Annotated in this window: 22 protein-coding genes; 10 read left to right on the forward strand and 12 right to left on the reverse strand. The window is 53.8% G+C overall.

Annotated elements, in window-relative coordinates; genetic code table 11:
- Positions 1–257 precede the first annotated feature (257 nt).
- The gene (gene grxD / locus BJ887_RS17590; protein WP_003832760.1) at positions 258–605 is read left to right on the forward strand and encodes a monothiol glutaredoxin 4; all 348 of its coding nucleotides are present in this window, start codon (positions 258–260) and stop codon (positions 603–605) included.
- Between the two features lie 45 nt (positions 606–650).
- On the opposite strand, the gene rnt is transcribed toward grxD, so the two are convergent.
- From rnt to eptA, 5 genes are all read right to left on the reverse strand, one after another.
- A complete protein-coding gene (rnt, locus tag BJ887_RS17595; protein ID WP_014169774.1) occupies positions 651–1,301 on the reverse strand; it encodes a ribonuclease T in 651 nt (216 codons plus the stop codon).
- Positions 1,302–1,397: 96 nt separating this feature from the next.
- Positions 1,398–1,805 (reverse strand): lactoylglutathione lyase, encoded by a 408-nt coding sequence (gene gloA / locus BJ887_RS17600; RefSeq protein WP_020884340.1) that lies wholly within the window; start codon positions 1,803–1,805, stop codon positions 1,398–1,400.
- 100 nt (positions 1,806–1,905) lie between these two features.
- Positions 1,906–3,003: an alkene reductase gene (locus BJ887_RS17605; RefSeq protein ID WP_020884339.1), complete on the reverse strand. Its 1,098-nt coding sequence runs from the start codon at positions 3,001–3,003 to the stop codon at positions 1,906–1,908.
- Positions 3,004–3,056: 53 nt separating this feature from the next.
- Positions 3,057–3,656 carry a TetR/AcrR family transcriptional regulator gene (locus tag BJ887_RS17610; RefSeq protein ID WP_014169778.1) on the reverse strand — a complete coding sequence of 200 codons (600 nt, stop codon included), beginning with the start codon at positions 3,654–3,656 and terminating at the stop codon, positions 3,057–3,059.
- A 41-nt stretch (positions 3,657–3,697) separates the two neighbouring features.
- Positions 3,698–5,323 (reverse strand): phosphoethanolamine transferase EptA, encoded by a 1,626-nt coding sequence (gene eptA, locus BJ887_RS17615; protein ID WP_020884338.1) that lies wholly within the window; start codon positions 5,321–5,323, stop codon positions 3,698–3,700.
- Positions 5,324–5,472: 149 nt separating this feature from the next.
- Between eptA and BJ887_RS17620 the strand changes: the two genes are divergently transcribed.
- The 3 genes from BJ887_RS17620 to sodC all read left to right on the forward strand — a co-directional run bounded on the left by BJ887_RS17620 (position 5,473) and on the right by sodC (position 7,255).
- Positions 5,473–5,712 (forward strand): DUF1289 domain-containing protein, encoded by a 240-nt coding sequence (locus BJ887_RS17620; protein WP_020884337.1) that lies wholly within the window; start codon positions 5,473–5,475, stop codon positions 5,710–5,712.
- 48 nt (positions 5,713–5,760) lie between these two features.
- Entirely contained in the window at positions 5,761–6,657 is an 897-nt protein-coding gene (locus BJ887_RS17625) for an aldo/keto reductase family oxidoreductase (RefSeq protein ID WP_014169781.1), read from the forward strand.
- A gap of 79 nt (positions 6,658–6,736) precedes the next feature.
- Positions 6,737–7,255: a superoxide dismutase [Cu-Zn] SodC gene (sodC, locus tag BJ887_RS17630; protein ID WP_020884336.1), complete on the forward strand. Its 519-nt coding sequence runs from the start codon at positions 6,737–6,739 to the stop codon at positions 7,253–7,255.
- Here sodC and BJ887_RS17635 read toward each other — a convergent pair.
- Genes BJ887_RS17635 through BJ887_RS17645 form a run of 3 tightly spaced genes read right to left on the reverse strand, consistent with a single transcriptional unit; the run spans position 7,234 to position 10,366 of the window.
- The gene (locus tag BJ887_RS17635; protein WP_047366454.1) at positions 7,234–9,267 is read right to left on the reverse strand and encodes an FUSC family protein; all 2,034 of its coding nucleotides are present in this window, start codon (positions 9,265–9,267) and stop codon (positions 7,234–7,236) included. The genes sodC and BJ887_RS17635 overlap by 22 nt on opposite strands.
- Positions 9,267–10,127 (reverse strand): HlyD family secretion protein, encoded by an 861-nt coding sequence (locus tag BJ887_RS17640; protein ID WP_020884334.1) that lies wholly within the window; start codon positions 10,125–10,127, stop codon positions 9,267–9,269. The genes BJ887_RS17635 and BJ887_RS17640 overlap by 1 nt, the downstream gene beginning before the upstream one ends.
- A 2-nt stretch (positions 10,128–10,129) precedes the next feature.
- The gene (locus BJ887_RS17645; protein WP_020884333.1) at positions 10,130–10,366 is read right to left on the reverse strand and encodes a DUF1656 domain-containing protein; all 237 of its coding nucleotides are present in this window, start codon (positions 10,364–10,366) and stop codon (positions 10,130–10,132) included.
- Positions 10,367–10,552: 186 nt separating this feature from the next.
- Here BJ887_RS17645 and slyA point away from each other — a divergent pair, with 186 nt between their 5' ends.
- Complete coding sequence (gene slyA, locus BJ887_RS17650; RefSeq protein WP_014169785.1) at positions 10,553–10,993, forward strand: transcriptional regulator SlyA; 441 nt, start codon at positions 10,553–10,555, stop codon at positions 10,991–10,993.
- 35 nt (positions 10,994–11,028) lie between these two features.
- Here the strand turns inward: slyA and BJ887_RS17655 are convergent, their stop codons facing one another.
- Together BJ887_RS17655 and slyB are read right to left on the reverse strand one after the other, a co-directional pair.
- Positions 11,029–12,390 carry a GGDEF domain-containing protein gene (locus BJ887_RS17655; protein WP_121340204.1) on the reverse strand — a complete coding sequence of 454 codons (1,362 nt, stop codon included), beginning with the start codon at positions 12,388–12,390 and terminating at the stop codon, positions 11,029–11,031.
- A gap of 248 nt (positions 12,391–12,638) precedes the next feature.
- Entirely contained in the window at positions 12,639–13,106 is a 468-nt protein-coding gene (slyB, locus tag BJ887_RS17660; protein ID WP_014169789.1) for an outer membrane lipoprotein SlyB, read from the reverse strand.
- A gap of 255 nt (positions 13,107–13,361) precedes the next feature.
- Here slyB and anmK point away from each other — a divergent pair, with 255 nt between their 5' ends.
- From anmK to pdxY, 5 genes are all read left to right on the forward strand, one after another.
- Complete coding sequence (gene anmK, locus BJ887_RS17665; RefSeq protein ID WP_020884330.1) at positions 13,362–14,486, forward strand: anhydro-N-acetylmuramic acid kinase; 1,125 nt, start codon at positions 13,362–13,364, stop codon at positions 14,484–14,486.
- Positions 14,487–14,579: 93 nt separating this feature from the next.
- The gene (mliC, locus tag BJ887_RS17670) at positions 14,580–14,903 is read left to right on the forward strand and encodes a C-type lysozyme inhibitor (RefSeq protein WP_020884329.1); all 324 of its coding nucleotides are present in this window, start codon (positions 14,580–14,582) and stop codon (positions 14,901–14,903) included.
- Positions 14,904–14,960: 57 nt separating this feature from the next.
- Positions 14,961–15,617 carry a pyridoxamine 5'-phosphate oxidase gene (gene pdxH / locus BJ887_RS17675; protein WP_025204349.1) on the forward strand — a complete coding sequence of 219 codons (657 nt, stop codon included), beginning with the start codon at positions 14,961–14,963 and terminating at the stop codon, positions 15,615–15,617.
- A 125-nt stretch (positions 15,618–15,742) separates the two neighbouring features.
- Positions 15,743–17,017 carry a tyrosine--tRNA ligase gene (gene tyrS, locus BJ887_RS17680; RefSeq protein ID WP_032678025.1) on the forward strand — a complete coding sequence of 425 codons (1,275 nt, stop codon included), beginning with the start codon at positions 15,743–15,745 and terminating at the stop codon, positions 17,015–17,017.
- Positions 17,018–17,082: 65 nt separating this feature from the next.
- Entirely contained in the window at positions 17,083–17,943 is an 861-nt protein-coding gene (gene pdxY / locus BJ887_RS17685) for a pyridoxal kinase PdxY (protein ID WP_014169794.1), read from the forward strand.
- 59 nt (positions 17,944–18,002) lie between these two features.
- On the opposite strand, the gene gstA is transcribed toward pdxY, so the two are convergent.
- Both gstA and dtpA read right to left on the reverse strand, forming a co-directional pair.
- A complete protein-coding gene (gene gstA, locus BJ887_RS17690) occupies positions 18,003–18,608 on the reverse strand; it encodes a glutathione transferase GstA (protein WP_014169795.1) in 606 nt (201 codons plus the stop codon).
- 104 nt (positions 18,609–18,712) lie between these two features.
- Entirely contained in the window at positions 18,713–20,221 is a 1,509-nt protein-coding gene (gene dtpA, locus BJ887_RS17695; protein ID WP_014169796.1) for a dipeptide/tripeptide permease DtpA, read from the reverse strand.
- Positions 20,222–20,233 lie beyond the last annotated feature (12 nt).

The following is a 20,233-nucleotide window of genomic DNA, read 5'->3' on the forward strand; positions in this document are numbered from 1 at the left end:
CCGATAAGTTAATAGCATTTTTCAATCTACAATCCTGTTTCGTTAGCAAGTGCAAAAAAATTCATCAATCTGTCGCACTATTGTTCACTCCCTAAACAAAACCCTGAGTGCCGCAGGGTTAAACACCATTTGCAATGCAACTTTTCATCACTCGCGGTAAAATAAGAAAGACGTGACAAAAATGTTATTTTCCGATGGCAGTCTGAACCGCTACAATGACAGACGAATGCCGTAACAGAAGTTAAAGGAAGCAAGACATGAGCACCACTATTGAAAAAATCCAGCGCCAGATCGCTGAAAACCCGATTCTGCTGTATATGAAAGGTTCTCCGAAGCTGCCAAGCTGTGGCTTCTCCGCGCAAGCGGTTCAGGCGCTGTCTGCCTGTGGTGAGCGTTTTGCTTACGTTGATATCCTGCAGAACCCGGACATCCGCGCTGAGCTGCCTAAATACGCTAACTGGCCGACGTTCCCACAGCTGTGGGTAGACGGTGAGCTGGTCGGCGGTTGCGATATCCTGATCGAAATGTATCAGCGCGGCGAACTGCAGCAGCTGATCAAAGAAACGGCTGCGAAGTACAAAACGGAAGAGCCAGACGCGGAGTAAGTTATCTGCGAAGACAAAAAAGCGACCTCATGAGGTCGCTTTTTTTTATTCTTCACTGTCACCCATCGGCAGTGGCCAGCCGCCCAGACGCTTCCAGCGGTTCACAATTTCGCAAAACAGCTCCGCCGTCCGCTCGGTGTCATAAAGTGCGGAATGCGCCTGCGTACCGTCAAACTCAATGCCTGCCGTAATACAGGCCTTTGATAATACCGTTTGTCCCAACGCCAGACCGCTCAGTGCCGCGGTATCGAAGGTCACAAACGGGTGGAAAGGGTTACGCTTGAGCGACGCGCGCTCAGCGGCGGCCATCGTAAAGGTGTGATCGAACGTGGCGTTATGCGCCACCATAATGGCGCGGCTGCAGTTGCTCTCTTTCATGCCTTTACGCACCATTTTAAAAATGGCGTGCAGCGCGTCATATTCACTTACCGCACCACGCAGCGGATTATGCGGATCGATGCCGTTAAAGGCCAGCGCCTCGGGCTGTAAGTTGGCCCCTTCAAACGGTTCAACGTGGAAATGCAGCGTGGTGTCCGGTGTAAGCCATCCCTGTTCATCCATCTTCAGCGTGATGGCGGCAATTTCAAGCAGCGCATCGGTTTTAGCGTTAAATCCGGCTGTTTCAACATCGATCACAACAGGATAAAAACCACGAAAACGGTCGCACAGACCGCTAAATTGAGCGTTATCGGACATCAGGGTCTCTTACATGGGGAAAAAAGCAGTGCGCATTATGGCAAATTTTGGATGGGGATGCAGTAAAAGTACGGGCGCATGTTGCGCCCTGCGGGATCAGTTGCCCAGACCGCGACCAGCGTCTTTGGCTTCAATCAGTTCGATTTTGTAGCCGTCCGGATCTTCAACAAACGCGATCACGGTGGTGCCGCCTTTGACCGGGCCAGCTTCGCGCGTCACGTTACCGCCGTTGCTGCGAATACGTTCACAGGCTTCGGCTGCGTTGTCCACTTCCAGCGCGATATGACCATAAGCGGTGCCCAGCTCATAGCTGTCCACGCCCCAGTTGTAGGTCAATTCGATGACCGCTTCGTCCGTTTCCGGGCCGTAACCCACAAACGCCAGCGAGTATTTATATTCCGGGTTTTCGCTGGTGCGCAGCAGTTTCATACCCAGTACGTTAGTGTAGAAATCGACAGAACGTTGCAGATCGCCAACGCGCAGCATGGTGTGAAGTAGGCGCATAATTTCCTCATTAACCAATGGAATAGAATATCTATTTGAACAGAAACGATGTTTTAGTATAGCGGCGAAAGGTCGCCGCTATCAATGAGCAATGAAGAGATTACAGGGTAGGGTAGTCGGTATAACCTTCAGCGCCGCCGCCGTAGAAGCTTTCCGGACGCTGAGGGTTCAGCGCGGCTTTCTGCTGCAGACGGGCGACCAGATCAGGGTTAGCGATAAAATCGCGACCAAATGCAACGGCGTCGATCAAACCTTTGCTAATCAGATCTTCAGCTTTCTCAGGGGTATATGCACCTGCACCGATGATCACACCGTGGAAGCGTTCGCGTACTTTCTGACGGAAGGCTTCAGTGTAAGGCTGACCACCGGCCCAGTCTGGCTCAGACATATGCAGATACGCGATACCCCGTTTTGCCAGCTCTTCAATCAGGTAAAGGGCATCCGCTTCTTCGTCCGGGCCGTTATCAACGTTCTGGAAAGAACCAATCGGGGAAACGCGGATACCAATGCGGTCCGGGCTCCACTCCTGACATACGGCATCCACCACTTCCAGCACCAGGCGCGCACGGTTTTCAACGCTGCCGCCGTACTGGTCGGTACGATGGTTAGAGGACGGTGACAGGAACTGGTGCAGCAGATAGCCATGCGCGGAGTGCAGTTCAACCAGGTCGAAACCGGCTTCACGCGCATTCGCCACGGCCTGGCGGAAATCGTTAACAATCCCCGGGATCTCGTCCAGTTCAAGAGCGCGCGGCATAGACGTATCAACGCGGATCGCATTGCCGTTTTCATCACGCAGCGAGGTGCGGGTGTTCGCGCTCAGGGCAGAGGCGGAAACCGGTGCCTGACCGCCAGGCTGGATGCTGCTGTGAGAGATACGACCGGTATGCCACAGCTGGACCGCAATACGACCCTCTTCAGCGTGAACGCCAGCCGTGATTTTTTTCCACGCGGCAATCTGTTCCGGGCTGTGCAGACCTGGTGCGCCAGCGTAACCCTTAGCCTGAGCAGAAATCTGAGTGGCCTCGGTGATGATCAGGCCAGAGCTTGCGCGCTGACGGTAATATTCACCCATCAACGGGGTAGGGATATCACCCGGCTCAATGCTGCGCAGACGGGTAAGCGGGGCCATGAACACACGGTTTGGCGCGGTAACGGCACCCACTTTCAAGGGGGTAAATAATTTTTCAGCGGACATAAAGGCTCCTGAGTAGACCAGTCGTCTAGTAATTACGTAAATAAAAACGCCTGCTATACGCGAGGCGTAGTAATGCTGCTTTTTACATGTGCCAGTGCGCTTTCAAGCGGCACCGCACTGCGTGAAATCTTGGCCTGCAGGTTCGCGCCTAACCAGAGGGCGTATAAAACCTGCGCCTGGGTTAAAGGTTCACCGGGAAAAGTCAGCGTTTTTTCATCGCGGCCTTTCTCCAGCGCCTGTGCCATGAGGGCGATAACCCCGCGGGCCCCTTTATCCATTGCTGTGCGCATATCTTCTGAAAGATCGCACACTTCGGCAGAAAGTTTTACCGTCAGGCAACCGCTGATGATGCCCTGCTGACAGAACTGGTTCAGCGTTTCCTGATAGAAGTGCAGAACACGATCGCGATAATTACCTTCGCCCGTGGCAAAGTGAGCTGCCAGGCGCTGATGGTAGCTGGCATAGTGCCGCTCCAGCATTGCCACGCCAAACGCCTCTTTGGACCGGAAGTAGTGATAAAATGACCCCTTCGGTACCTCAGCGGTTTTTAATAACTCGCTCAACCCCATACCGGTGAACCCGCGATGCATGCAAAGTCGCTCGCCGGTCGCCAGTAAATGTTCTCGGGTATCGTGTTCTGTATTTCTGCTCATGGCCGCACTCTAATAGACCGTTCGGTCTATTGCAAGCGTGTTCAGTGGCGACATGCGTTCAGAATATCCAGCTGCTGTTGATAAACCTTTGATTTAATGTCCATCATACCCAATACAGTAGAGAACAAATTGTCCTGCGAAACCGCATTTTTTGCTGCATAGTCACGTAAACACTGCGCGTTGACGCCGAAATTTTTCGCATAGTCTGGTGATAACCAGAACATAAACGGAATGTGCGTTTGTTGCTCTGGTGCCAGCAGATACGGCGTGCCGTGCAGATAAATCCCGCTTTCGCCCAGCGACTCCCCGTGATCCGAAAGGTAAATCAGGGCTGTATTCATGCTCGCCTGACGCGCTTTCAGAGCATCGATGGTTTTGCTGACCATGCTGTCGGTATACAGGATGGTATTGTCATAGGTATTCATCAGCGCCTGGTGATCGCAATCCTGAATTTCATTGGTATCGCAGGTTGGCGTAAATTTGCGGAAATTATCCGGATAACGGCGATAGTATGCCGGGCCGTGGCTGCCCATCAGGTGGATGACCAGTACGGAGTCCTGCTTCAGGCCATCCAGGACATTATCCAGACGGGTGAAGTTCACATCGTCAATGCAGGAGTTGTCTTTGCAGAACTGATCGAGTTTCCACTGGGTCATGTCGGTATGGGGAACGCGATCGCAGGCGCCTTTACAACCGCCATCATTGTCACGCCACAGCATATTGATCCCCGCATGGGCGAGCACGTCCAGCAACCCTTCCTGGTGATGGGCCAGGTCGGCATCGTATTTACTGCGCGTCATACCGGAGAACATGCAGGGCACGGAGACGGCTGTTTCGGTGCCGCAGGAGGAGGCCTGCGGGAAGTTAATCACATCCTGCTTTTTCAGCTCGGGGTTTGTTTCACGCCCGTAGCCATTCAACGAGTAGTTCGCGGCGCGTGACGCTTCGCCGATGACTAGCACCAGAACGGTTTTCTTTTGTTGGCCTGCAATCAGCGGCCCTTTATGGGCATCTTCACCGATCCGGACCAGTGTTTGATCGCCTGCAAACCAGCGCATTTTGCTGTATTTGACCATCGCGCTGACATAGTTAGCGGGGGTCACCATTTTGACGATGCTTTTGTTATTGCGAAACAGCGATGCGTAATCTTTATAAAACAGGGCGGCGATGAGGATGATAACCAGCAGGGCGCCGAGCATGGCGGCAAAACGGGTCAGCAGGGCGTACCACCATTTCCCGGTGCGAATGCGGATCATGGCCAGCACCACGGACGGAACAAGACCGGCAACGACAATCCACAGGATCATCTGCGGCGTCACCAGGGCAGTGGCTTCCTGAGAGTTGGTTTCGAACACATTAACAATCATGTTCTGATCGATAACCGCGCCGTAGGTATACATAAAGTAAGTCGCGGCGGCGCATCCGACGGTCAAGACAATCAGCAGCGGCTTACGGATAAACGGGATATTAAGCAGACTAAAAACAATGACCCAGCCGCAAAACAGCACCAGTGGAACGGACGCGGCAAAGAGGACGTCATGGATATGCGCGGGCGCGATAATTGCCCAGCTACGCTGAATAAACAGCGCGTTTAATACGGTAAAGAAAAGTGCACAGCCCAGAGTAAATTTTATATCGTTACATTGTAACTTTTTGATTGGCCACATCGATCAGAAAACCTGCAATTTTAATGATGGGGCGAGTATAGAGAACGAAGATTAGTGAAACCTTAATGCCACAAAACTGTGGTAAAGCCCTTGCACGCGGGACGTTTAGCGTCTTCACTGTAGGTGATAGTCGTTATCGGGAGGTGAGTGTGGCAGAGCAACTGGAGTTTTTCCCCATCCAGAGCCCGTGCCGGGGTATTTGTCAGGTGGATGAACGCGGATATTGCCGTGGCTGCATGCGCACGCGCGATGAGCGTTTTAACTGGCAACACTTCAGCGACACGCAGAAACAGGAAGTGCTCCGTCTCTGTCGACAGCGACTTCTGCGCAAAATACGCGCAAACAAAGCCGGTGACACCGAAGAACCCCAGCAACCTTCACTGTTTTAACACGGTAATTGCGTATACTCATGACATCACGTCCTTGAGGAAAATGTTATGGTTCAGCGAATTACCCTTGCCCCCCAGGGGCCAGAATTCTCCCGCTTTGTGATGGGCTACTGGCGCCTGATGGACTGGAATATGTCCCCCCTCCAGCTGGCAAGCTTTATTGAAGAGCATCTCGACTTAGGGATCACCACGGTCGATCACGCTGATATTTACGGTGGCTATCAGTGTGAAGCCGCGTTCGGCGAGGCACTCAAGTTGGTTCCTGCGTTACGCGAACGCATGGAGATCGTCACCAAATGCGGGATTGCCACGACGGCAAAACCGGAACATGCTCTCGGCCATTACATTACCGACAGCGCGCACATCATTAAGAGCGCCGAACAGTCGCTGGTTAATCTGGCGACCGATCATATCGATCTGCTACTGATCCACCGCCCCGATCCGTTGATGGATGCCGATGAGGTGGCCGAAGCGTTTCTGAATCTGCATCAAAGCGGCAAAGTGCGTCATTTCGGCGTATCAAACTTTACCCCTGCACAGTTTGCGCTGCTGCAGTCTCGTCTGCCGTTTACCCTGGCCACCAACCAGGTTGAAATTTCTCCGGTTCATCAGCCGCTGCTGCTGGATGGCACGCTCGATCAGCTTCAGCAATTGCGTATCCGTCCGATGGCGTGGTCGTGCCTGGGCGGCGGACGCCTGTTTAATGATGATGAATTCCAGCCGCTGCGCACTGAGCTTGAGACCATTGCCCGCGAACTGAATGCCGGAAGCATCGAACAGGTGGTGTACGCGTGGATCCTGCGTCTGCCGTCAAAACCACTGCCAATCATTGGCTCGGGCAAAATTGAACGCGTACGCGCCGCCATTGCCGCGGAAGAGTTGCAGATGACCCGTCAGCAGTGGTTCCGCATCCGCAAAGCGGCGCTGGGTTACGACGTACCGTAACCGGTAAAACGTGACTTTCCGGTGAAATCTTTGCCCCTGGTATAAACTTAAGGGGCAAAAAACAACCCGTGGAGGTCATATGAAGCGTTTTACTCTGGCTCTCGTCACGCTGGTGGTCTGTGCAGGTGCGCAGGCGGCCAGTGATGAAGTGGAAATGAATCTCGTCACCTCTCAGGGTGTAGGTCAGTCCATCGGCACGGTGAAAATCACTGAAACCGACAAGGGACTGGAATTCGCGCCCAATCTCAAAGCCCTTCCTCCTGGCGAACATGGTTTCCATGTCCATGCCAACGGTAGCTGTCAGCCCGCATTAAAAGAGGGTAAAGCCTCGGCTGCGGAGGCGGCAGGCGGCCACCTCGACCCACAACATACCGGTAAGCATGAAGGTCCTGACGGCATGGGACATCTGGGCGATTTGCCGGTGCTGGTGGTGAATAACGACGGCAAAGCCACGGATCCCGTTGTCGCGCCGCGGCTGAAAAAGCTGGATGAAGTGAAAGGCAAGGCGCTGATGATCCACGTCGGCGGCGACAATATGTCCGATCAGCCAAAACCGCTTGGCGGTGGCGGGGCTCGCTATGCCTGCGGGGTGATGTGATCCCCAATTGTACCCGGAGCCGGTGCCTGTTCCAGCTGCGACAGCGAGCAGTGCAGGCGCCAGATTATCGAGGCTAAATCTCGTGCTGCAGGCGAGTGGTGGTGCGCAAGGGTATCGCAAATTCGCTGAAGTTCAGCAAGCGTGGTTTCCAGTGGACGCTGCTGGACACCGCGTTCGCTCATGACATCGCGTAGCAGGGTGATGCAGACATCACGAACCTGCGACAGCGGGTCGGAACGTGTTTCCCATGCCCTAAGTTGCCAGACCACGTGAGAGCAGTTCAACAGCACCACGCCCCAGCGCAACAGCCAGCGGCGCGAAAGGGAGTCCTGGCTGTTATTGAGCTGGCTGACATAGTGATAGACCAGCGATTCATACTCACTTTCACGTAAATGCGGTTTTCGACTCAACTGGTCGACAAAACCTCTGCGTAACTCGCGGATATGCCGGCGACTCTTGCGCGCATCTGAACCCGGACGTAACACCGCAAATGCCAGCCACGCCAGCCCAACGCCAAGGATCTTCGCCAGATTATCATTGAGAAAATCGGCGTAGTCATAAACCGGCGGGTTAGTGACGGAGATAAACGAGCCCATAAATACAATCAGCTGTCCCCACAGCCCCGCGAGTTTGGGCATTTGCAGCTTCAGCAACTGCATGGTGGTTAACAGCGGGAACAGGAACAGAAGGAACTGCCACAGGTCGCTTATCTGCACCATCAACCCAAACTTCACGGCAAAACTAAACAGCGAAAGCAGCACCAGGGTGCGTAGCAGCAGCGTGAGGGAGTTGAACGGTGACGCGGCGACGGAGTACAGCACGCAGCTGATAGCAGCAAGCGTCAGGGCCGCAGGGCCTGACTCCCACTGGGTGGTGATACTCCACGCGCCAACCAGCGTGAGCGCGCAAAAGGTACGAAAACCACTCCACAGTGCCTCCATCGAGTCTGTGTGTCGTGCCAGCGCCGGGCTACCGGGGACAGCGAACTCGGTGACCGGGGTGGCATTTTCCACGGCGTTAATCCAGCGGCTGCTGCGCAGATACAACCGGCAAAAATAGTTGAGACGCTGCCAGAAGGCGCGGTGACGGTAATCGTACTCATCTACTGGCGCGAGCGGGGCGATAATCTTCGCGACGGTGTAGATGTCGGCATCCGGGCGTGCAAGCGCCGCGAGCAGCGTTTCAATCACGGCGCGCGTATGTGCAGGGGGTGTAGGCCAGTTGAGCAGCATCCGGCGCAGGCTGGAGATTGAACTGGTCATACGCAACTGCTGATGCAACAGATAGTTCAGCAGGGTGTTCTGACGACGAAAGCGATAGTGGCTCCAGAAGGCCTGAATGCGTAACAGATTCATGGTCAGGATCTGGCCGATCACCTTTTCGTGCGCAAGACGGATGTCGTCGTTGGTATCCGGTTGCCAGAGCAGGCTTGCGTGCTCCAGTAAACGAGTATGCATGGTCTTCAGGGCGGTAATAAGCGCGGTGCCATCGGAAGTGCTCGGCAGGATCATCATCATGAAACCGCCGCTCAGAATACCGACAATTACTTCGCAGACGCGCGCCTGAGCGATGTCCCACAGCTCGGTGGTATCGAGCACATTCACCACCGGAAAGGCGATAATGGCGGCGGTATAGCCAGCCAGCTGGAAGGCATAGGCAACGTTATTCGTAAAGTGCGCGCAGGCCCAGGTACAAAAGCCCAGCCATATCGCCATGCTCAACAAAAAAAGCCACGGATCGTTCAGCGTATGACCTGCAATGATTAACGCTGCGGTGGCACCCAACAGGCTGCCAGCAATACGTCCAAGACTTTTGCTAATCACCCCGCCGACGGTGGGGAAACTCACCACCGCGGCAGAGGTCATTGCCCAGTAGGGCTGATCAAGGTTGAGGTAATAGGCGACAGTCAGCGCCAGACACATCGCAATGCCATTACGCAGCGCATAGCGCCACTGCGGACGTGTCGCTTTCATCCACGGCGTATTTCGCCAGGAGAAGGCCTGCAGGTTCATCAACGGGTCCCGATGGCGACGGTGCAGGTTGTGCCGGAGACCAGCGTCATGCCCTGCGGTAAATGGTCAAACTCCACACGAACCGGTACGCGCTGGGCCAGACGCACCCACGGCACGTTCGGTTTGATGTCCGGTACCAGGCCTGAATCCATTTCAACACTCTGATCGTAGATGGCGCGGCCAATGCTGGAGACGTGACCCTGTAACCTCTGCGAGCCGCTGTAAAGCGTAATGGTAGCGGCAGACCCTTCGCGAATATGGCGAAGCTTGGTCTCTTCAAAATAACCCACCACATAGAACGAGTGGCTGTCGACAAGGGCGAAAACGGGTTGCCCGGCGGTGGCATAATTCCCCACGCGCGCTGACAGGTTGGTGATCCATCCATCGACTGGCGCGGTAATAACGGTTTGTGTCAGCTCCCACTGCGCCTGTTTGAGCGTAGCCTCCGCGACGTTCACACTCGCCTGCATGGCCTTAACGTTGATATTGGCAGTATCTAAATCTTCTGCGGAAATATAGTTGCGCGACAAGTGCCGGCGGCGATTGGCTTCGTTATTGGCTTTTGCTAAATCAGACTGGGCCTTCGCCAGCTGTGCCTGGGCGTTAAGGATCGCAATATGATAGGGGGTGTCGTCGATACGGAATAACACGTCACCCTTTTTAACGTACTGGTTATCTTTCACGACAAGCGTCGTAATGCTGCCCGACACCTGTGGGGTAATGCTGACCTGCTCAGCCCGCACTTTGCCGTCACGTGTCCAGGGTGACTGCATATAAAAATTCCAGAGCCACCACCCGGCAACCAGGGCCAGGGCAAGAACAATCAGCGTGGAAAAGTACTTCAGCGTTTTCAGGGGCATATTCACCACACAATCAAGACAGCAAGGCCCAGGCATACGGAAAGGGCAAACAGGGAGAGGTCCATTAACATGGGGTGCCAAATCTCGCCGGAGTACATCCAGTCGCGAAGCAGGCGATGGGCTATGAGCCAAATCATAAAGCCGACCAGGACGGCCTTAAACAAGGGCGGAAAGTAGACTGACGCACCGAAAATCAGGTCCTGAAGGGGGAGTCCCACGGAGCTTTGAAAAAACGTCACGGGCAGAGATCCTTTGCAGTGAACAAAATGCCGCGAGGGCGAGTCTTAATCTGATGGAACATCACAATTCAGTGTAAGTCATCCTTTTAAGTTCGATGAATGCAGTATTGCATTTGTTTTGCCAATACAAATGCTGCACACTATTCTAAAATCAGTATAATAACTTAGCAAGCTAATTATAAGGAGATGAAATTGGAATCGCCATTAGGTTCTGATCTGGCAAGGTTGGTACGCGTCTGGCGTGCTCTGATTGACCATCGCCTGAAACCTCTGGAATTGACACAGACGCACTGGGTCACGCTGCATAACATTCATCAGCTGCCACCCGACCAGTCACAAATTCAACTGGCAAAAGCGATCGGCATTGAGCAACCGTCACTGGTACGTACGCTTGACCAACTGGAAGAGAAAGGACTCATCTCCCGGCAAACCTGCGCCAGCGATCGTCGCGCTAAGCGGATTAAGCTCACTGAGAAAGCGGCACCTATCATTACTGAAATGGAAGCCGTTATCACCAAAACGCGCGGCGAAATCCTTTCCGGGGTTTCACCCGCAGAGCTTGAACTGCTCATCAGCCTCATTGGGCGCCTTGAGCAGAACATCCATGAGCTGCAGTCACGCGACTGAGACCATCACAAGGCCTTGCAGCAGCAAGGCCTTTTTTAACTCGACACAACGACGCGGTTACGCCCGGTCTCTTTCGCTTCATACATCGCCTTGTCAGCATTCTCCACGCACGCTTCAGCGGTCGTCGTCGGAGAGGTGGCGGTAAACACCCCCATGCTAATCGTGATGGATTCAGGTAACTGACCCCCGCTGCTGACCTTATCAAAACTGCTCAGCTTTAGCCGTATGCGTTCAGCCACCTGGTACGCTGCTTCCGACGAAGTATTGGTCAGCATCAGGACAAATTCTTCCCCGCCAATACGTGCCGCGATGTCCTGCGGGCGGACGGAATCCATCAGCAGGTTGGCGACAAACTGCAATACTTTGTCTCCCTGCAGATGGCCGTAGCAGTCATTGATGCGCTTAAAACGGTCGAGATCGCTGACGATAACCGACACAGGGTGGTTGGCTTTGCTGATGCTGAGTGCCTGATTTAAGGCGTCGTAAAAATAACTGCGGTTGTAGAGGCGCGTCAGCGGGTCGCGGATCGAGTTCTGATAAGACTGCTGATACTTTATGTGCGAGTCACGATACAGGTTAAAGACGTCGTACAGCAGGACAAAAATAATCATCAGCGTCGCCACGGTTTCGAATAAGCGAGCGTGATACCAGGACGTGTCCTCAGCATGTCCGCCGGCTAACAGTAATGAGAGCGTCAGGACATAACAAACACATAAGAAATTACCGCCAACCCAAAAAAGATTCCGCACCCGGGTAATCGTCATTAACGTTGCTAACGCCACAACCCAGAGAAGAATCAAAAAGATATTTATGACCTGGCTCCAGAGAACCATAAATTGCCGGGTTTCATTATCCACCAGATCCAGCGTTATCAGTGCCGAGTGGCTGGAGCAGAACCAGGCCAGGGCGACCATAGAAACCGTAAACAGCAGTGTACCGATAACCACGGCAATATGCGCGGGGCGTGAAAGGGGATAATCCCGAATAGAATAGAGCAAAGCTGAGACTATTATCAGCACCGCCATAAGAATATGACGGAACATAAAGAAGATCATGGCGTCGTTATAGTCGACAACATTGAACTGATAGAGATCCAGCCATGACGGGAAGCTGGACAGGGTGCCGGCCATCAGCATCGTCGACCCGGCAAAGGCCGAGGCGAGGGCGATAAGGTACAACCGCCGTCTGTCGCACCAGTATTTCATGACCATGAAGCAGGCAATAAACAGGTGGAATACCAGCAAAAATATGGTAAGTGTCGGGAATAGCAGCGGTGAGAATGAAGGGACTAATTCGACCAGTTTTACAAAGAGACCTTGTAATATTCCAACGACGACGATGCATCCAAAACAGAATGTAATATAAGGGTTCTTAAAATATCGTTGTAGTGCAAGCATAGGGATTTGACGGAATAATAAAATTAAATAATGTAAAGTAAGAAAGAGAGTAACAGGCGTGGAGAGTAAATACTTTGCGCAGGAACAAGATATACCGCGCTTAATGATTCATGGCGGGAATGTTTTTTGTAAATATATTGCTGATAATTATATTATATGTAAATAGATTTGTTTACGGGCTTCGCTAAACGGATTTGTTAAATGGATTTGTTAAATGGATGTGGTCTGATGACCACATCCAGTTTGAATTAGCGTGGAGAAACGGTGACCTGGCTTCCGTTGCTCGCCAGAACAACGCGCTGGCCGGCAGAGAAACGGGTATTACCCTGTTTCTGTACTACCATGATGGTGCTGCCGTCATCTTTACGGATTTCCAGTTCTACGCCCTGGCTTTTGTTCATTGCACCCTGAACGCCCTGGCCTGCAACACCACCCGCAACGGCACCTGCTGCCGTGGCCAGCGAACGGCCCGTGCCACCGCCTACGGTATTACCGAGGAAGCCACCCAGCACAGCACCGCCGATGGCACCCATCACGTTGCTGTCATCGCCACCCTGAATTTGTACAGGGCGTGCGTTAACAACGGTACCGTAAGTGACGCTCTGAACCTGTTTGGCTTCAGAAGCGCTGTACACGTCGCCAGAAAGTGAACTGTCATTCACACAGCCTGCAAGGGTTAAACCGATCAGCGAAACGCCCAGTACACGTAAAATCATTTGAATCTCCTGTTCACCAAAAACGCCCGATGGCGGGCATCCGTTATGGCTAAATTATATGGCATAAGGGGCCATAGTTCATATCTTTGCACTAACAATAAGAAAATTGTACTTGAATTTAACTTAACGAGACATAAACGGGCACCCGGCAGGTTACCTGTCTGAGATTGTTAAAAAATATTATCGCCGGATAGCAAAGCGGCGCTGTTTATGGTTGAGTGGAGAGCATTAGCCCACGCAACGTAAGGAAAGCGCATGAAATCGGGTCGCTACATTGGTGTGATGTCGGGTACCAGTCTGGATGGCGTAGACGTCGTTCTGGCCGCTATTGATGAAAACATGGTGGCACAGCAGGCGAGCCTGACCTGGCCTATCCCCCTGGCGCTGAAAGAGGACATTCTCAGTGTCTGTCAGGGGCAACAACTGACGCTTTCTCAGCTTGGTCAGCTTGATGTGCGGCTGGGGGCGCTGTTTGCCGATGCGGTACTGGCCCTGATGCATAAAGAAAAGCTTCGCCCGCAGGATGTCGTCGCTATCGGCTGTCACGGACAAACGGTCTGGCATGAGCCGGTCGGCGATGCACCGCATACCCTGCAAATCGGCGACAACAACCAGATTGTGGCGAAGACGGGCGTGACCGTAGTCGGTGATTTTCGGCGTCGCGATATTGCGCTTGGCGGGCAAGGCGCGCCGCTGGTGCCCGCTTTTCATCAGGCATTGTTGACCCATCCGACAGAGCGCCGAATGGTGCTGAACATTGGCGGTATCGCCAACCTGTCTCTGCTTATCCCGGATCAACCCGTACGCGGCTATGACACCGGCCCGGGTAACATGCTGATGGATGCCTGGATCTGGCGTCAGCGTGGTCAGGCTTATGATAAAGACGCGCAGTGGGCCAGCGAAGGCAAAGTGATCATCCCGCTGTTGCAGTCCATGCTAAGCGATCCGTACTTCGCTTTACCGGCGCCCAAAAGCACGGGGCGCGAATATTTCAACTATGGCTGGCTCGAACGTCAGCTGGCGCAGTTCCCGGCGCTTGCACCGCAGGATGTCCAGGCGACGCTCGCCGAGTTAACGGCGGTTTCGATATCGGAACAGGTTCTTCTCAGCGGTGGATGCGAACGCCTGCTGGTGTGCGGCGGTGGCAGCCGTAACCCGTTGGTGATGGCACGTCTTGCCGGGTTATTGCCGGGTACCGAGGTGACGACCACCGATGAAGCCGGCATCAGCGGCGATGATATGGAAGCGCTGGCCTTTGCCTGGCTTGCCTGGCGCACCATTGCCGGGCTTCCGGGCAATTTGCCGTCGGTGACTGGCGCACGTGAGGCCAGCGTCCTCGGGGCCATTTTCCCGGCGAATCCACGTCATAATCAGAGTTAACTGAAATTCAGCGCTGCGTGTGGTCGTTAGAATGGAATGAAACAGGAGGGCAGCCATGCCCTCCAGGACCAGGAAAGTCTTCGGAATACGCCCATGAAAAAACTTCTTCTTATTGCCGCGCCTTTATTGCTGTCAGGATGCAGCGTCTACAACCAGTTCCTTGATCGCATGCAGACCGATACCCTGGAGTATCGCTGTGATGAAAAACCGCTGACCGTTAAGCTGAACAATCCGCGTCAGGAAGCCAGTTTTGTCTACGACAACAAATTGCTCACCCTCAAGCAGGGCATTTCTGCCTCCGGCGCACGCTACACGGACGGAATTTATGTCTTCTGGTCGAAAGGCGACAGCGCCACCGTCTACAAACGCGACCGTATTGTGCTGAACAATTGCCAGCTCGAAAATCCGAAGCGTTGAGATTTTTACAGGGGCGGCGCACAATAGCGCCACCCAATGTCAATGTCAGCTAACGCCATGTCAGATAACGACGAACTGCAGCAAATTGCGCATCTGCGCCGTGAATACACCAAAGGCGGCCTGCGTCGCCAGGATCTTCCCGCCGAACCCCTCGTGCTTTTTGAACGCTGGCTGAAACAGGCCTGCGAAGCGAAACTCGCCGACCCAACGGCAATGGTTGTTGCAACGGTAGATGAAAACGGTCAACCGTATCAGCGTATCGTCCTGCTCAAACATTATGACGAGAAAGGCCTGGTGTTTTACACCAACCTGGGCAGTCGTAAGGCACACCATTTAGAAAACAATCCTCGTATCAGCCTGCTGTTCCCGTGGCATATGCTGGAGCGTCAGGTGATGGTCACCGGCAAAGCAGAGCGTCTCTCCACGCTGGAAGTGGTGAAGTATTTCCACAGCCGTCCGCGTGACAGTCAGATTGGCGCCTGGGTCTCAAAACAGTCCAGCCGTATTTCGGCGCGTGGGGTGCTTGAAAGCAAATTCCTCGAATTGAAGCAGAAATTCCAGCAGGGCGAAGTTCCGTTGCCCAGTTTCTGGGGGGGCTTCCGCATTCCGATCGAGCAGATGGAGTTCTGGCAGGGCGGCGAACACCGTCTGCATGACCGCTTTTTATACCAGCGTGAAAATGGCGGCTGGAAAATCGACAGGCTGGCACCGTAATCGCCGAAATTTGTTGATTTAAGCGCTAGCGCAGGCCGCGCTTGCGCTTTATTCTATGTACCTTTCGCATCAGGCGAAAAGTCGTGTACCGGCAAAGGTGCAGTCGTTTATACATGGAGAATTTGATGGCAAGCAGTAACTTGATTAAACAATTGCAAGAGCGGGGCCTTGTGGCTCAGGTGACGGACGAGGAAGCGTTAGCAGAGCGACTGGCGCAAGGCCCGATCGCGCTCTATTGCGGCTTCGATCCTACCGCTGACAGCTTGCATTTGGGGCATCTTGTTCCATTGTTATGCCTGAAACGCTTCCAGATGGCGGGCCACAAGCCTGTCGCACTGGTTGGCGGCGCGACCGGTCTGATTGGCGACCCAAGCTTTAAAGCTGCCGAGCGTAAACTGAACACCGAAGACACCGTGCAGGAGTGGGTGGATAAGATCCGCAAACAGGTTGCGCCTTTCCTCGACTTTAACTGCGGTGACAACTCTGCGATTGCGGCCAACAACTATGACTGGTTTGGCGGCATGAACGTGCTGACCTTCCTGCGCGACATTGGCAAACACTTCTCTGTTAACCAGATGATTAACAAAGAAGCGGTGAAGCAGCGTCTGAACCGTGACGACCAGGGTATCTCCTTTACCGAGTTCTCCTACAACCTGCTGCAGGGTTATGACTTTGCCTGCCTGAATAAACTGCACGGCGTCTGCCTGCAGATTGGCGGCTCTGACCAGTGGGGCAACATCACGTCGGGTATCGATCTGACGCGTCGTCTGCACCAGAACCAGGTCTTCGGTCTGACCGTTCCACTGATCACCAAAGCCGACGGCACCAAATTTGGTAAAACCGAAGGCGGCGCGGTATGGCTTGATCCGAAGAAAACCAGCCCGTACAAATTCTACCAGTTCTGGATTAACACGGCGGATGCCGATGTTTATCGCTTCCTGAAGTTTTTCACCTTTATGGACATTGAGACGATCAATGCTCTGGAAGAAGAAGACAAAACCAGCGGTAAAGCACCACGTGCTCAGTACGTACTGGCTGATGAAGTGACCAAACTGGTTCACGGTGAAGAAGGTCTGGCCGCGGCAAAACGCATTACTGCAAGCCTGTTCAACGGGACGCTGAGCGATCTGAGCGAAGCGGACTTCGAACAGCTGGCGCAGGATGGCGTGCCGATGGTTGAGATGGAAAAAGGTGCCGACCTGATGCAGGCGCTGGTGGACTCCGAGCTGCAGCCATCCCGCGGTCAGGCGCGTAAAACCATCGCCTCGAACGCTATCACCATTAACGGTGAAAAACAGGCCGACCCGGAATACACCTTCGCTGACAGCGATCGTCTGTATGGCCGCTACACGCTTCTGCGTCGCGGTAAGAAAAACTACTGTCTGGTCTGCTGGAAATAATTAAAAGTATCCAGGGGCGTGGGAAACCACGCCCCTTTTGTTTTTTCAGGGTTTGGTAAGTAAAAATGAAGAACATCCTCGCCATTCAGTCCCACGTTGTCTTTGGGCATGCTGGCAACAGCGCCGCGGAATTTCCGATGCGCCGCCTCGGTGCCAACGTCTGGCCCCTCAATACCGTGCAGTTCTCAAACCATACACAATACGGTCAATGGACCGGCTGCGTGATGCCGCCTTCGCACCTCACCGACATTGTGCAGGGCATTGCCAATATCGATCAGCTAAAACGCTGTGATGCGATACTGAGCGGATATCTCGGTTCGGCAGAGCAGGGAGAGCATATCCTGGGCATTGTCCGCCAGGTGAAAGCGGCAAACCCGGCGGCGAAATACTTTTGTGATCCTGTTATGGGGCATCCGGAGAAAGGCTGTATCGTGGCCCCCGGCGTGGCTGAATTCCATGTGCGTCACGCGCTGCCGGCCAGCGATATTATTGCGCCGAACCTCATTGAGCTGGAAATTCTCTGCGAGCATCCGGTGAATAGTGTAGAAGAGGCGGTAAGCGCTTCTCGCGAGTTAATAGCCCAGGGGCCGGAGATTGTCCTGGTGAAACATCTCGCGCGCGCAGGGCTGAGCAGGGACCGTTTTGAGATGCTGCTGGTGACGAAAGACGAAGCCTGGCATATCAGCCGCCCGCTGGTGGACTTCGGCATGCGTCAGCCGGTGGGTGTCGGTGATGTGACAAGCGGTTTGCTGCTGGTGAAATTACTTCAGGGGGCCACACTGCGGGATGCGCTTGAGCATGTGACTGCTGCGGTGTACGAAATCATGAAGGCGACAAAAGAGATGCAGGAGTATGAACTGCAGGTGGTCGCGGCACAGGATCGTATCGCGAAACCGGAGCATTACTTCAGCGCGACCCGGTTATAACGGTTCACGTTCCTGTCGGCCGGGTAGCGACAGCGCCACCCGGCAATACAGTGCGCCGGTCAGTTCAACCCTTCTGCTTTAAGCGCTGCAGCCACCGCAGGACGCGCGGCTACGCGATCCATGTACGATGCAATGTGGTCCAGCCCGTCCATGTTGAGCTTAATGGCCCGCGCCCAGCGCAGCACGGTGAACAGATAGGCATCGGCAATCGTAAAACGCGCGCCTCCAATCCACTGATCGTCTTTCAGCGATGCGTTAACGTACTGCAGTTTTTTCTCCAGCTGAGCACGTACGGTCGGTTTGTACTCCTCTGGCGTCTCCGGACGGAACAGCGGCGTAAAGCCTTTGTGCAGCTCGGTCGCAATGTAGTTCATCCACTCCAGCGTTTTGTAGCGAGAAACCGTGCTTACCGGTGCCAGCAATTGCCTGTCGGGCACGCTATCGGCGAGGAACTGCATAATCGCCACGCCTTCGGTCAGCAGGGTACCGTCATCCAGCAGCAGAGCCGGAACTTGTCCCTTCGGGTTAATAGCAAAAAAATCATCGCCGTTTTCCAGGCGTTTTTTCATCAGGTCAACGCCATCCAGCGTGAAATCTTTGCCGCTCTCGCGCAGGGTAATGTGGGAAGCAAGAGAGCACGCGCCCGGTTTGTAGAACAGTTTCATCGGTAACTCCTTTTTGCTGAGGTTTCAGCTATGTTAGTGCGCGAACGGGTAAAAAAAAACCGCTAATACATTAGCGGCTTCTGTTCAGTCGTTTCTCAGTGACATTATGCGGTAGCGGTTTCGGTCGCTTTCGCCGTCTTGTCGTCGTCCTGAGTCATGCGATTCAGCTTCGGCGCAGTCAGCATCATCAGAACCGCGATAACCGCAGTAGCAATACCAATCTGCATGAACACGGTACCGTAGACGTTCAGAGAGACCAGTGGGTCAGTCACGTTATCCGGCACGGCCATCAGGTTTGCAATTTTACCTGCGATGATGGCGGCACCCGCAGTGGTCAGGAACCAGCTACCCATGATGAAGCCCATCAGACGCTGAGGAACCAGTTGTGCAACCATCGCCAGGCCCAGACCGGAGATCATCAGTTCACCGATAGACTGCAGCGCGTAGCTCAGGATCAGCCAGTTAACGGAGACGATACCGGCGTCAGTCGCAAATTTCGTACCCAGCGGCAGTACCAGGAATGCGCCAGAACACAGCAGCATACCGATAGCAAATTTGTGCGGCATCGGCAGACGGTCGCCCATCTTGTTATAGATAGCAGCCAGAATCGGGCTACCAATCATGATCCAGAACGGGTTCAGGGCCTGATACTGCTCCGGCTCGAACGCGATACCCAGGATTGAGTGTTCAACGTTACGGATAGCGAAGAAGTTCAGAGACGTTGGCATCTGGCTGTACAGAACGAAGAAGATAATCGCTTCCAGCATCAGGATGAAGGCCACAATCATCTTACGACGAGCGGCACCCTGCATGGCGAAGGCTTCTTTCGCGAAGATGATCACGATACCCAGCGCAACCACACCCAGAACGGCACGCGCGATGCCCTGGTTATGCAGCAGCCAGGTTGCGATTGCCGCGAGGATCACCACGCCGACAATGGTCGCCAGCAGTTTGCCAATGTGAACCGGTTCGAAGTCTGGTTTGGAGCCGTAGTCTTTAACCCAGCGTTTGCAGAAGGCAAAGTTAACCACGGTGATCAGCATACCGACAACGGACAGGGAGAACGCAACGCTCCAGCCGAATTTAGCGGCCAGCCACGGGGTTGCCAGCATGGAGAAGAAGGAACCGATGTTCACGGACATGTAGTACATGGTGAATGCACCGTCAAGACGCGGGTCATCTTTGTTGTAACAGGTAGAGAGCAGGGAAGACGGGTTCGCTTTGAACAGACCGTTACCGACGGCGATAGTCGCCATACCCATATACACCACAGCGGCATCGTGACCAGACCATGCAACCAGCGCATAGCCAACGGCCAGGACAATCGCACCCAGCATAATGACACGTTTAGTCCCGAGGACTTTATCACCCAGCCAGCCGCCGATAGCGACCAGACCGTACACCAGGGCACTGAAAGAGGAGAACAGCGTAATGGAATCTGCTTCGGACATACCCAGCTGTTTTACCAGGTAAACCGCCATGATCCCTTGCAGGCCGTAATAACCAAAACGCTCCCATAACTCGATAGAGAAGATGAGATAGAACGCTTTAGGTTGTTTAAAAGCGTTAAGACTTACGCTTTCATCTGTTGGTTTATTGTTTGCAGTCGACACATATACCTCTTT

Source organism: Enterobacter sp. WPR_3_1 (assembly GCF_003635055.1).
Classification (GTDB): Bacteria; Pseudomonadota; Gammaproteobacteria; order Enterobacterales; family Enterobacteriaceae; genus Enterobacter; species Enterobacter ludwigii.